Source organism: Nostoc sp. (genome assembly GCF_036917235.1).
Lineage (GTDB): Bacteria > Cyanobacteriota > Cyanobacteriia > Cyanobacteriales > Nostocaceae > Nostoc.
Map to the genome: position 1 here is coordinate 140,253 of NZ_JBALDU010000034.1, position 13,355 is coordinate 153,607.

Annotated in this window: 11 protein-coding genes and 1 pseudogene; 7 read left to right on the plus strand and 5 right to left on the minus strand. The window is 43.3% G+C overall.

Features of this window, described 5'->3' with window-relative positions; all coding sequences use genetic code 11:
* The first annotated feature begins 14 nt into the window (after nt 1-14).
* The gene (locus tag V7K44_RS12050) at nt 15-1,589 is read left to right on the plus strand and encodes a serine hydrolase (RefSeq protein WP_334931671.1); all 1,575 of its coding nucleotides are present in this window, start codon (nt 15-17) and stop codon (nt 1,587-1,589) included.
* Nucleotides 1,590-1,745: 156 nt separating this feature from the next.
* Here V7K44_RS12050 and V7K44_RS12055 read toward each other — a convergent pair whose 3' ends face one another.
* Nucleotides 1,746-2,282: a peroxiredoxin family protein gene (locus V7K44_RS12055; RefSeq protein WP_334931673.1), complete on the minus strand. Its 537-nt coding sequence runs from the start codon at nt 2,280-2,282 to the stop codon at nt 1,746-1,748.
* A gap of 157 nt (nt 2,283-2,439) precedes the next feature.
* Nucleotides 2,440-3,051, minus strand: a complete 612-nt coding sequence (locus tag V7K44_RS12060; RefSeq protein WP_289799057.1) for a peroxiredoxin — start codon at nt 3,049-3,051, stop codon at nt 2,440-2,442.
* Between the two features lie 131 nt (nt 3,052-3,182).
* Between V7K44_RS12060 and V7K44_RS12065 the strand changes: the two genes are divergently transcribed.
* From V7K44_RS12065 to V7K44_RS12075, 3 genes are all read left to right on the plus strand, one after another.
* Entirely contained in the window at nt 3,183-5,453 is a 2,271-nt protein-coding gene (locus V7K44_RS12065; RefSeq protein WP_334931676.1) for an amylo-alpha-1,6-glucosidase, read from the plus strand.
* Nucleotides 5,454-5,919: 466 nt separating this feature from the next.
* Nucleotides 5,920-7,404, plus strand: coding sequence for a galactose oxidase-like domain-containing protein (locus V7K44_RS12070; protein ID WP_334931678.1), 1,485 nt, complete (start codon nt 5,920-5,922; stop codon nt 7,402-7,404).
* Between the two features lie 207 nt (nt 7,405-7,611).
* On the plus strand, nt 7,612-8,547 hold the full coding sequence (locus V7K44_RS12075) for a hypothetical protein (RefSeq protein WP_334931680.1): 936 nt from the start codon (nt 7,612-7,614) through the stop codon (nt 8,545-8,547).
* A 447-nt stretch (nt 8,548-8,994) separates the two neighbouring features.
* Here V7K44_RS12075 and rpsU read toward each other — a convergent pair whose 3' ends face one another.
* Nucleotides 8,995-9,186 carry a 30S ribosomal protein S21 gene (rpsU, locus tag V7K44_RS12080; protein WP_069073774.1) on the minus strand — a complete coding sequence of 64 codons (192 nt, stop codon included), beginning with the start codon at nt 9,184-9,186 and terminating at the stop codon, nt 8,995-8,997.
* A 120-nt stretch (nt 9,187-9,306) separates the two neighbouring features.
* On the minus strand, nt 9,307-9,630 hold the full coding sequence (locus tag V7K44_RS12085) for an RNA recognition motif domain-containing protein (protein WP_094350164.1): 324 nt from the start codon (nt 9,628-9,630) through the stop codon (nt 9,307-9,309).
* Between the two features lie 355 nt (nt 9,631-9,985).
* Between V7K44_RS12085 and V7K44_RS12090 the strand changes: the two genes are divergently transcribed.
* Both V7K44_RS12090 and V7K44_RS12095 read left to right on the plus strand, forming a co-directional pair.
* Nucleotides 9,986-11,380: a TldD/PmbA family protein gene (locus V7K44_RS12090; RefSeq protein WP_334931682.1), complete on the plus strand. Its 1,395-nt coding sequence runs from the start codon at nt 9,986-9,988 to the stop codon at nt 11,378-11,380.
* A 493-nt stretch (nt 11,381-11,873) separates the two neighbouring features.
* Nucleotides 11,874-12,404, plus strand: a complete 531-nt coding sequence (locus V7K44_RS12095; RefSeq protein WP_334836549.1) for a pentapeptide repeat-containing protein — start codon at nt 11,874-11,876, stop codon at nt 12,402-12,404.
* Nucleotides 12,405-12,451: 47 nt separating this feature from the next.
* On the opposite strand, the gene V7K44_RS33180 is transcribed toward V7K44_RS12095, so the two are convergent.
* The gene (locus tag V7K44_RS33180; protein ID WP_442940682.1) at nt 12,452-12,721 is read right to left on the minus strand and encodes a hypothetical protein; all 270 of its coding nucleotides are present in this window, start codon (nt 12,719-12,721) and stop codon (nt 12,452-12,454) included.
* A 264-nt stretch (nt 12,722-12,985) separates the two neighbouring features.
* On the opposite strand from V7K44_RS33180, the pseudogene V7K44_RS12105 reads away from it, so the two are divergent.
* Nucleotides 12,986-13,264: pseudogene (locus tag V7K44_RS12105) on the plus strand (IS4-like element ISSysp3 family transposase); the annotation flags it as partial.
* Between the last annotated feature and the right edge of the window lie 91 nt (nt 13,265-13,355).

Sequence of the window (13,355 nt, forward strand, 5' to 3'; positions counted from 1 at the left end):
CACAAGGAGTAACGGTGTCAGAATCAAGTGGCGAACTAACAGCTTTCTCGCGGCGTCAACCCTTAAATCGCCGCCAGCAGCCACAAAAAGTTCAAAAAGTGGTAAAAAAGAGAGTTAAAGCTAACAGTCAGCAGCAAACTACAAATAGACAAGAAGGGCCACTAACACGCCCAAAAAATCAAATTAGTCCTCCCCCAATCTCTGGCGCTACACGTAGGGTAAAATCGGGGTTAGTTATGCCAACGGCAGTAAAATCAATACCTAGTGTCAAGGGAAAAATTCCTCCCTTTCGACCAGGTGCTGTGATGGTTAAAACAGTGCGGATGGAAAAGCCAAAAACAGGCAGACGCTCATCGCGAAAAACCCAGTTAAAGCCAATGGCCAAAACCGTATTGTATGTTTTGCGGTTATTGATTGTGGGTATTGGGATGGGTGCAATTGTGGGCACTGTATTGTCAGTATTAGACCCAGCCAATCGCATCAGCACAAATTCGGCGTCGCAATCTAATAATAATCTTAATAATGTAGCGCGATCGCAGCCACAACCTACCCAAACTCCCCCGGCCGCAGCTTCGAGTCTCTACCTATCTCAGGAAATTACCTCTTTGAAAAATGCCGTGCAAAATTTGGCGGCTACCAATCCAAATCTCACACCTGGAATTTTCTTAGTAGATTTAGATACTGGCAATTATGTAGATATCAATGCCTCTACCAGTTTTCCGGCGGCTAGTACGATTAAAGTACCGATTTTGATTGCCTTTTTTCAGGATGTGGACGCGGCTAAGATTCGCCTAGATGATATGCTGACCATGCAACAGGATATGGTAGCCGGCGGTTCGGGAGAGTTGCAATACAAACCACCGGGAACTCAGTACGCCGCTTTGGAAGTAGTCACTAAAATGATTACAATCAGCGATAACACGGCGACAAATATGCTGATTGCCCGACTGGGAGGAATGGACGCTTTAAACCAGCGTTTCCGTAGTTGGGGATTGACAACCACAACAATTCGTAATCAACTCCCAGATTTGCAAGGGACAAACACCACTAGTCCCAAAGAACTAGGAAATTTGATGGCAATTGTGAGTCAAGGAAATTTAGTCAGTATGCCATCACGCGATCTCATGCTTGATATCTTGCGTCGCACCCAAAGAGACACTTTGCTGCCATCAGGTTTGGGGACAGGTGCGAGAGCATATCACAAAACGGGTGATATCGGCACAATGTTGGCAGATACAGGTTTAATTGTTGTTCCAACTGGCAAGCGCTACATAGCCTCTGTAATGGTACAACGTCCAGCAAACGACCCCCGCGCCGAAAAATTGATTAGCTCAATTTCTCGTGCAGCCTACCAAGAGTTTAGCCAAAATCCTGTTACACCAAACACCACTACAAACACTGTACCCGCAAATGGTTATCAGCCCCAGGTTGCGAATCCTGCTTTACCTAACGGTACAACAGGCACTGCACCCATGAGCATTTATCAGCCTCCTGTTGTCACTCCTGTACCTAACGGTATGGGAAGTACAGTACCCACAAACGGTTATCAATCTCCAGTTATGAATCCCCAGTATTATCCTCAAAGATAATTTGTAATTCGTAATACTCCCCAAATATGTAAAACTATTAAGATTTGATGATTTGATTAGAGTCTCAATTACCATTCAAATCTTAAGAGTTCCTAATTCCTAATTCCTAATTCCTAATTCTCAGCATCAAATGCAATTTATTTTGAATATTTATAGTCAATTGAATTGTTCTAACAATGTCTCAACACTAGCGTTGTGATCCAAAAAAGAAAATAAATGCCAGTAGCGCAGTTTTCCTTCTTTATCTAATACAAACTGTGCTGGCAAAGGCGCTCCCAGCGCTTGTCCTGCTTGATATGTACGAAATACTCGACAACTAGGATCGCTCAATAGTGGCATTTTTAAGCCTAAATCTTTGACAACTATTTGACTTTGCCTTTCATCGGTACTAGTAATCATTAAAACTTCTATACCGCGATTTTTAAATTGTTCGTAATTTTCATTCAAAGCTTTGATGTGAGGAAAACAAAAAGGGCAATATTGCTTTTCGGTAAAAATGCGAGTAAAGGCGAGTAACACTGGTTGTTTGCCTTTATAATCAGACAATCTTACTAAAGTTCCGTTGGTAATATCTGGCAATTGAAAGTCTGGTGTTCCCACTCCCAATCTGAGTTGATTGCTAGCTGGAACTGGTAAAAAATTGCGGAAGAATCGCTCATTTAATAAGCCACTAAAGTCAGTTGAAGTCAACATATTTTTAGCCTTGATTATTTAAATACTATTTTATAAAAAACCACAGATATTTACTGAGATGGACATTGTTTAATGTGTGTCTCTGTTTATCTGTGGTTCTCATTGATTTTACTTTCAACTCCAAAAGGCTGGATTAGAGTTTTTTAGCTAGCTAAATTTAGACAGCAGAGAAGTAGACTTTAGACTTCACTGGGTCAGGATTCATGGTCTTGTCACCAGGTTGCCAACCAGCTGGGCAAACTTCATCAGGGTGAGACTGAACATACTGAATTGCTTGTAATGTCCGCAGGGTTTCATCAACGCTACGACCAAAAGCTAGATTGTTAATGGTGGCGTGCTGTATAATACCATCTTTATCGATGATGAACAGACCACGCAAGGCAATACCTGCTGCTGGGTCAAGAACGTTGTAAGCGGCGCTAATCTCTTTCTTGATGTCGGAGACTAGAGGATAATTCAGGTCGCCGACGCCACCAGACTTACGATCTGTTTGAATCCAAGCGAGGTGAGAGAATTCACTGTCAACGGAAGCCCCAAGGACTTCGGTATTGATTTTCTTGAATTCTTCGTAGCGATCGCTAAATGCTGTGATTTCAGTAGGACAAACAAAGGTAAAGTCTAGTGGGTAGAAAAACAGAACAACATACTTACCGCGATAATCGGAAAGTTTGATTGTCTTAAATTCCTGATCTACCACAGCCGTTGCTGCGAAATCGGGAGCTTGTTGACCAACGCGGAGGCTTCCTTCGGTTCCGTAAGTAAGGGACATTAACCTAATTCTCCTTTATCGGTTTAGTAGCGTTGGAATTTGGGTCAAGTAAAATTCACCCATCCACGCTCTCACAGTTTAATTACGATCTGTTACAACTATATCATACTCATAACGATTTTGAGTAGCAAATGCCTGATTTAGATACAAGAGAATGGTTGCTTACCAATGGCTTAGGAAGTTTTGCCAGCGGTACAATTTCTGATGTCCGCACACGCACCTATCATGGTTGGCTGTTTGCCGCCACAAACCCACCTTCTGGAAGGACTCTGCTGTTTTCGCACCTAGAAGCTAGCTTGGAAATATTAGGGAGCGTTGTGGCACTGGGGACAAATGTTTGGGGTAACGGTCGGATTGAGCTAACTGGCTACGAACAGCTACGCCGTTTTGATATTAACCCAGTTCCTAAATGGACTTGGGGTCAAGATAACTGGCAATTAACCAGACAATTGGTGATGCCTTATGGTTTGGTGGGGACTGGGGACAAAGGGCGGGAGAGCAGGGGAGCAGGGGAGCAGGGGAGCAGGGGAGAAGGAGAAGTTGCAGAAAGTTTTTCCCCTCTGCCCCTCTGCCCCTCTGCCTCTCTGCCTCTTATACCCAATGCCCAATTTTGCCATCGAATTTTAATCCAGTATCGCTACGAGGGAACTGAAACAGCGATTTTACGGTTGCGACTGTTGATAGCAGAACGTGACTTTCACCACCAGCAGACTGCTCAAAAATTACAGTTTTCACAATTGCTAGGGGAACAACAAGTCTGTCTGCAAGCAATCCATTCTGGGCACTTCGGCATACCTTGGCACTTGCGCTGGACACAAGGAAATTATCAACCAGATGCAGTTTGGTATTGGGATTATAGATTGTCTGAGGAGACAAAACGGGGATTAGGCGACAAAGAAGACCTCCACAGTCCTGGTTACTTGATAGTCACACTTCAACCAGGAGATACGGTGACTTTAGAAGCACGAGTCGGTTTTCCTGACTCAGTGCCAGGTGTTCTCACCATCAAAACCTTCGCAGAAGCTGTGGAGGCAGAGCAAGAAAGGCTCTCACAGATTTTTGGATGGAGAGAGGGAGGTAGAGGGGCAGGGGAGCAGGGGAGCAGGGGAGCAGAGGAGCAGAGGGGCAGCACTTCTCTACGAGAGGCTGCGCCAACGGCTACGCTCAGTGACCGAGGAGCAGGGGAGCGGGAGAATAACTACGAATATCCAATGCCCCATACCCCATGTCCAATTCCCAATGCCCAATTCCCAATTTGGCAACAACTACTCAAAGCAAGCGATCAGTTTATCGTCTATCGAGCCTCAGTTGCAGGCCCCACGGTCATTGCTGGTTATCATTGGTTTAATGATTGGGGACGCGATACATTAATCGCTTTACCAGGGTTGGCACTAGTTCCACAGCGCTTTGACCTAGCAAAAGGAGTATTGCGAACTTTTGGGCATTATTGTCGCCACGGTTTAATTGCGAATGCATTTCCCGATCTCAATGGCGAACCAATTTATAACAGTATTGATGCGGCATTGTGGTGGATTGAAACTTTAGGACTTTATTTAGAAGCTACCCAAGACTGGGATTTTTTGGCAGAGCAATTCCCTGTAGTACAGCAAATCTATAAAGCATTTGTCGGTGGTACACATTTCAATATCCAGGTCGATGCTACCGATGGGTTAGTTAGTTGGGATGCTCATGGTGTAGCTCTCACCTGGATGGATGTGGTAATTGGGGCACACCCCGTCACACCCCGTTACGGGAAGCCGGTGGAAATCAATGCGCTGTGGTATTCTGCTTTATGTTGGCTGAGTCAGTGGGCGGGACGCTTGAGCCAAATGGAATATGGCTCACCAGTGCGTCTTACTAAGCAAGCACAGCGTTATGCTAACCAAGCACAACACGTGAAAATCTCACTGCAAAAATTCTGGAATCATCAGCTAGGTTATCTGTACGATACTATTGAGCCGGACGATCGCCGGAATTTTCAAATTCGTCCGAATGCCGTTTTGGCGCTATCCCTCCACCATTGTGGGTTTCCCGAACAGCAAGGGTGTCAGATATTAGATTTGGCAACTAGCAGCTTGCTCACACCTTATGGTCTTCGCAGTCTCAATCCAGGAGATCCCGAATATAAAGGGAAATATGAGGGCAATCAACAGCAACGCGATCGCGCTTATCACCAAGGCACTGTTTGGACTTGGCTAATTGGGCCATATATTCGGGCTTGGCAACGTTTTTATCCACAACAATCGCTGCCTTTTGATTGGCAACCCTTGCTAGATCACTTTTTCTTTGATGCTTGTCTTGGTTCTATTTCTGAGATTTTTGATGGCGATTCACCTCACACACCCAGAGGAGCGATCGCTCAAGCTTGGTCAGTTGCCGAAGTAATCCGCCACATGAAATAGTTGCAGGGATACAGATGGTCTGGAATAATTATTCTTGATTAATATCCATTCACAAATTAATGTTCTAAGTTGGAACCTACAAAACCCTTATTATACAAGATTTTTATTAATTTATCTGATTATCTAAAAGTGACTAGATATTTTCGATGATTTCACCAATTGAGTCCGCAAAACCAAAGATGTTTATTTTATTCTGTGAGAAAATATGTGATGAGAAAATTTCATGAATGATATGTAGTATTATTGATAGCAGCAATGTATTTAAGGCTTAATTTAGATACTGCTACAGGATGGATGATTGACAGCGCAATTACTATTTATAAAGCTTATTTTATATTTCCTTATTATAAAACACATCATATCTTAATGCGAAATAACCCTAAAAAAGTATAGATATAAATTGAGAAATCAATTAATAAAATAAAGTACAAAAAATCAAGTCCACCTAGAAATAATTGTAAATAAAGTGACTCAATCTAATAACAAGACTAGTTTTCAAGAGGAAACAGATTTAGGGACTTTTATTGCTCAGGCTACTACTACAGATAAATGGCAAGTATTGTCGTATAGTGCCCCAATCCTACCTATACATGCCGCTCTACTTCGTACTGGTAAGATATTCTTTTTCTGTGGCTCAGGTAACGATCCCAATCGGTTAAATACTCCCTATGACAGTGTGGTCTGGGATGTCAACAAGGGAACCTTTTCCCGGCAAGCGCCTCCATTGGATAGTAACAATCAACCTATGGATCTTTTTTGCGCTGGTCACTCCTTCCGCCCTGATGGTCAGTTACTGGTTGCAGGTGGAACTTTGCGCTATGACCCATTTTATGGTTCACCCTATGCTCTGATGTTTGATCCCATTGCTGAGAAATGGGTCAAGATCCTATCAATGAATAATGGTCGCTGGTATCCTACTGTGTTAACACTAGGCAGCGGTCGAGTCTTAGCAGTGTCTGGGCCGGATAAAGATGGCAAGCTCAATAGACAACCAGAAATTTATTCTGCTTTCTTTCCAAATGGTTGGAAAGCTTTTCCAACAACTAGTGCTTTACCGGCATACGGGCATTTGTTTCTACTAAGTAGTGGAAAAATTTTTTATTCAGGTGGTCAGATGGGTGGCACTGGAGTGACACCAAGGATATTAACCCTGCCAGAGACATTTACACAATCCATTACAGAAACAGTGGTGACAGGGCTGCAAGACATAGCTTTTGGCGATCAAGCTGCCAGTCTCCTTTTACCACCTGCACAAGATCAAAAGGTGATGATTCTCGGTGGGGGTAGTGGTAAGACAGCTACAAAGAGGGTAAATATTGTCGATTTAAAAGCTAGTAATCCAACTTACGTCGCAGCAAAGCCTTTAAACTATGCCCGGATGCATCACAGCGCAGTTTTATTGCCCGATCGCACAGTGTTTGTTTGCAATGGTAGCAAAATGAATGAGGACACAACACAATCAATGCTGCCAGCAGAAATCTACAATCCAGCTACAAATACCTGGACGGTAGTAGCGAAACAAAATGTCCCCCGCGTATATCACTCGGTGGCCTTGTTGCTACCAGATGGTAGGGTCGTCACAGCTGGGGGGAACCCTCAACGCAGGGTCAATGAACTGCGGTTAGAAATCTACAGTCCTGCGTATATGTCGCGATCGCGTCCAGTTATTCAGAGCGCTCCTCAAACAGTGACCTACGGGCAGCAATTTACGATTCAGACACCCCAAGCTGCGAATATTAAGTGGGTTAGTTTTATTAGACCAATGGCAACTACCCATTCCTGCGATACAGAACAAAGGTTAGTGGATGCACCCATTATTTCTAGAAACGCTACTTCTCTTAAGGTCGCGGTCATAAACAATCGAAACATCGCACCCCCAGGCTGGTACATGCTTTTTATTAGTGACAACAATGGAACACCCTCAGTAGCAACCTGGACGCAAATATATTAGAGGATGTTTGAAAAGGGTTTGCTTGAGCCTCAAGTGCTACTCAGGAGCGCGATCTGAAATTCCAAAACTCCGATTCTCTCGTAGCAGTTTATCGGTAGCCAGGGTAGTGAAACACACGCTTGAGGACTTTTCAAACAACCTCTTAGCGTTATCTGTTTATGTTTACACTGCTACCTAATAAAAGTCATTAATTTTAGGAAGGAAAATATGAATTACAAGGTATCACGTCGACGGTTTGGACAGTTGGCACTTGCTGGAACTGTAGTATCTGGACTTAGTTATCTAACCAAGAAAGCCTTGGCAGAAACACCAAGTTTAAATATTGTAGGTATAGGTTCTAGCCCGCTCGTTGCTACTGACCCAACGGTTATTACAGAGGTAAACACCACTGAATTAGTAGAGAACACTGCCCTAAACAGTGTAAGCATAGATATTAAGCCTGTAGGACTAGTTTTGCAATCCTTAATGACAGGAAAGGCTCAGGTACTTACGGATAAAAGTACACCTCTATTAGAGCCTAATGAGATATTGAGTGGTTTTACCTCTTTAAGCGATGGCACACTTGTTGTAGCCATTACTCCGGTTGCGATTAGTCGGAGACAGCCGACACCTACTCGCATTACATTTTTGGGTACGCCTGTAAGAACTTTGATAGTCTCAGGACTTAAGCCAAATCAACAGCTTGGGAGCTTGCTAGGTACTAATGATGGGCGACTCATTGGTCTAGTAGGAAAGAAGAACGGTACACCACCGATCAGATTGGTAGATATTAATCTTCAAACAGGAGAGATAAGTTCTATTAGTAAGATTAAATTCCTGGACGATGAGCGGGTCAGCAATCTAGCTGAGTGCCCAGATGGAATACTTTATACCTCTATAGTTGGTGCGTATGGTGAGACAACTCTGGTGCAGGTAGATCCAAATCAAAAAAAGCCCATCAGACTAGGACAATTAAAAGTTAATGGTCAAGCATGGAATAATGGCTTACAAAGCTTAGTTTGCTCTACAACAGGTCAAATCCTCGCCTTTGGAGCGATGAGATATGAGACACCTAATGCTGTGTTTATTGTTGATAAGAACAGTGGAAATATGACTCGGCTACAAGACTTTGATACTGCTCAGATTACGCGTACTCGTGCTTAGAAGAAGTTGAGCTAATATCTTGATCTGATATCTATAGCAAAAAAACTGTTTAGTACAGTACGGCGTAAATAAACCACCCATTCAAAACCAATGAAATGCTTACGCTGTATGAATTTTGAATTTTGAATTTTGAATTCCGCCTTGCGGTACTAGCCCTCATCTTTGCTTGAGGGCTTTTTATTGGCATTGATTGGTACAGCTTATTATTAAGAATATTTTTGACTTATTTTCTAATTAGTTAGCCCTGAAAATTATGATTGATATAGAACAACAGTAACTTAAACAAATTTATAATAATTTTGGGAGATAGCTTATATCAGGAAAGGTTGCCGATGTTCAAAACTTACTCATTAGATTCTCCTTTGGAGTACAGCGATCGCCTTTTCGATAGCTAAGAACCTAATGAGAGAGCGTGTTAGCATAGCTAACCGGAGGTATCCTTAATAGTTAATTACGACGGAAATTTCTCTTGCGTTGTTTGTGTCGAGCGACTTCTTTGCGCTTGTGTTTTTCCAAAGGCGTTTCAAAGTGACGATTCTTTCTCATGTCTGGAAAAATACCTGCTTTGGAAACTTCCCTCTTAAATCGGCGTAAGGCTGACTCAATTCCTTCATTTTCGCCCACAAATACTTGGGTCATTTATCATCTCCTACTTAATTGGTACTGGGCAATTTAAGCCATCCAGTAGACCGGAGCGCAAAAAGGGCAGATAATGATTCTGCCCTTTAGACGTTAAAACTTAATTTTTGATCTTAAAGCTTAGTAGCGCGATCTATTGTATCCACCACCACCACCACCGCCGCGGCGATCGCCACCACCACCAAAAGAACCACCTCTATCTTCTTTTGGTTTAGCCTTATTCACTTTGAGGTCGCGTCCCATCCATTCAGCTCCATCAAGAGCGTCAATGGCAGCTGTTTCTTCAGCTTCTGTGCCCATCTCTACAAAGGCAAAGCCGCGTGGACGTCCTGTTTCACGGTCAGTAGGTAACTGAACCCGCTTTACAGTACCGTGTTCGGCAAACACAGAATTGAGGTCATCTTGTGTGACCTCGTAGGATAGATTACCTACATAAATTGACATGCATTATCTCCAAAATCATAGGTGTGTAGAGATTTAGATTTCGGAGGCAAGCTTGTTAAGACCAAAAGGGAAAAGCCTGTCAATACTAAAAACAAAGAATGTAACCGAATTTTATTCTCACTTGATTATCTTAGCACATCATTGAGTTCTTACCCACCGTAACTCAAGATTGGGGGTTGGAGATTGGGCACCAGAGGCAGAGTTGCAAAGGGCAGAGAGGCAATTCCCAATCCAAAATCTAAAATCCAAAATTGTATCATCTCCCCCAGTACCCAGTCTCCTCGTAATATTGATTAGCAGAAATTCCCCAAATAATTGCAAAATAAATGCAGTTCGTCATTGTTATTAATTGGAAATGCCGACTACACTTGCTGACACACAAAATTTACTTTCTGACCTGATCGCTCGCTACTCAGGGCGTGTAGATTATCTGATGATTCGCCTTGAAGAAGCAGAAGGGACTGATATCTTGTTGCGTGGCGACAAGGTAGAAACCCTCAGTGAAGGCATCTCCATTGGCGGACATATTCGCGCTTGTTATAAAGGCGGATGGGGGTTGAGCTGCTTTAACCAACTGGCAACAATCAAGGATCGCATAGAAGAAGCGATCGCAGCTGCGCGGATGGTTGGTGATGAAGAAACTTTACTTGCACCCATTGACCCAGTGCAAGCAGTATGCATTCTACCCCTAAAAGGTACTGATCCCCGAAATATCCCACTCTCGCAGAAAAAACAATTGTGCGATCGCTATGCCCAATTGCTCAAAAGCGTAGATCGCCGAATTACCACTACCTCGGTACGTTACGGTGACAGCGCCCAAAAAGTAATCATTGCTACTTCCGAAGGTACTTTGATCGAGCAATCTTGGGTGGATATGGAAATGCGCTTTGCCGCCACTGCCAGAAATGGCGAAACCGTACAAACTGGACGGGAAACTACTGGTTCTCGCAAAGCTTACGAAGATTTAGCTGGTTTGGATGAACAGGTAAAAGGTTCTGCTCAAAGAGCGATCGCCGCTTTATCTCTACCACCAGTTAAAGGCAATACTTACACTGTAGTCATTGACCCAATTCTCACGGGTTTATTCGTCCACGAAGCTTTCGGACATCTTTCTGAGGCTGATATGGCTTACGAAAACCCCGATCTCCTGGAAGTTATGACCATCGGACGGCGGTTTGGCCCAGAAGAACTGCAAATTTTTGATGGTGCGGCTCCAGAGGGACATCGCGGTAGCTATTTTTACGACGATGAAGGCACACCTGCCACTACTACTCAACTAATTAAAGATGGAGTTTTAGTGGGACGTTTACATTCTCGTGAAACTGCTGGCAAATTGGAGGAAGCGCCTACGGGTAACGCCCGCTGTCTTAACTATCACTTTACACCCATTGTGCGGATGACAAATACCTGGATTGAACGGGGTAAAACACCAGTTGCAGACTTATTCACCGATATCAAAGAAGGAGTTTATGCCCGTAATTGGTTGGGTGGGATGACGAATGGGGAAATGTTTACCTTTAGTGCTGGGGAAGCGTGGATGATTAGGAACGGCAAAATTGCTGAACCTGTCCGGGATGTGACGCTTTCGGGAAATGTATTCCAAACTTTAGCGGATATTGAGGCACTTGGTGATGATTTTTATTGGGATGAATCTGGCGGTTGTGGTAAGGGAGGGCAAAATGGCTTGTCAGTAGGTTGTGGTGGCCCTAGCCTCCGAATTCGAGATGTAGTGGTTGGCGGGGAAACATGAACTATCCGCTTCAGTCGTAAGAATCGTAGTCTGCAAAAGAATAGGAATTGGTTTTGCCATAACCTCTGTCAGACGAACGACATAATTGAGTATAGCGATCGCTTTGCACTAATGCTTAACGTGAGTTTCCAACGGAGGCTCACGTTAATCCTTAAATTTTTAAGGTGAGTAACATCCCTCCCAAGTATGAAATTAACTCATAACTCTAGGTAGTAGCGCTAGTAGTTAAAAATAGCTACTCTAGACAAAGTTGATTCAATATCGACTCTAGTTTGATTCATCACACTAATCCTCCGTGGCGCGTGCTGGGGATTTACTGTTACTCTGGCATAGTCCAAAATTATTCATAATCGAGTGCTTGCAGACTCGCTACTACTGCGCTAAGGTAATTCGTAATTAAAGACTATTTCAGACTCTTATTTAAACATTACACACGAAAATTACGAATTACGAATTACGAATTAGTTAAACGTTCCTTAGCACAGCGACAGATATGAAAGCAGATCAACTCCTGAAAAACTATGCCGCAGGTGTCAGAGACTTTACTGGTGTCAACTTGAGCGAGGCCAACTTAAGAGAAGCCAATCTCAGTGGCGTAATTTTAGATCGGGCAATTTTAGATGGAGCTAATCTGAGTCACGCTAATTTAGCCCACGCCAGTTTGATTGAAGCAGATTTAAATGGGGCAGATTTGAGCAATGCGGATCTCAGTAGTAGCAACTTAAGCGGAGCAATTTTGGATGGAGCAATCTTGGATGGAGCAGATTTGGATGGAGCTAATTTGAGTCACGCTGATTTGACGGTTGCTAAACTGATTGAAACTAATTTGAGTGAGGCGGATTTGCAGGAAGCAAACTTGATAGCGGCGAATCTAGATGGAGCGGATTTAAGTGGTGCAGACTTAACTGTAGCTGACTTATCTCAGGCAAATCTCACCCAAGCAGATTTGAGCCAAACAAATTTGAGCGGAGCCAATTTGGATGGAGCCAATATAGAAGGAACTATTTTGGATGAGAATGTTTAATCTCATTTTCTTACAGAGCAAGGGTTCTGGGTTGCTGAATCAATACATTAACCAAAACAGTACCTCAGAACACCGAGATTAATCTCCTCTCCGCAGGGGCGACAGCTTACACACAAGTTTTTTAGAGTTGCAATGGCATTGTTTCGACTGACAATGCCATTGTTCCAGCTAACAATGCGATTGTTCCGGCTAACAATGCGATTGTTTTGACTGACAATGCGATTGTTTCGACTGACAATGCGATTGTTTCGACTGACAATGCGATTGTTTCGACTGACAATGCGATTGTTTCGGCTAAGGGACTTCCAGTTAAACAAATATTCTATTGTAAGGGCGCAAGTCCTTCATAGATGTCATATTTAACGCTAAACCCGCTTGGTGACACAACGTTTTGCCCTCACCCCCAGCCCCTCTCCCTTGGGGCTACAGTGTACACACAAGTCCAAGTAAAGTAATAACAGAAAGAGTTGTGGGGAGTCAAAGGCGGTGGAAAATCCAATCAGAATACACGCTCAAGTAGTTGGGGGAAAAGCATTTGGAGACCCGCGACTGATAAAAAGGGGGCAGCATTGTATGAAGCAATGAGAAAACATCAATCAGTCAGCATTCGACAAATAAGTAAAAATAGAGCCGAACAAATAGGATACTATCGCTTTCTGGAGAATCAGAATGTGACAGTAGGGGAATTAGTGCGAAGCCTATCAGACCACTGCGTATCTCAGGTAGAAGGAAAGCATATATTAGCTATCAGTGATACGAGCGAAATTAACTTGCAGTCTCATGTAGGCAGGTTGAAAGCAAAGGGTATAGGTGTAGTAGGAAACAACACAGATGTAGGATTTTATATTCATCCCACACTAGGGCGTGTCATCAATTAAGCCAAATGACAGAAGCAGCCAGATAAATTGCACCCAAAAAGTTAGTAGCGCGTTTATCGTAGCGCGTCGCAAT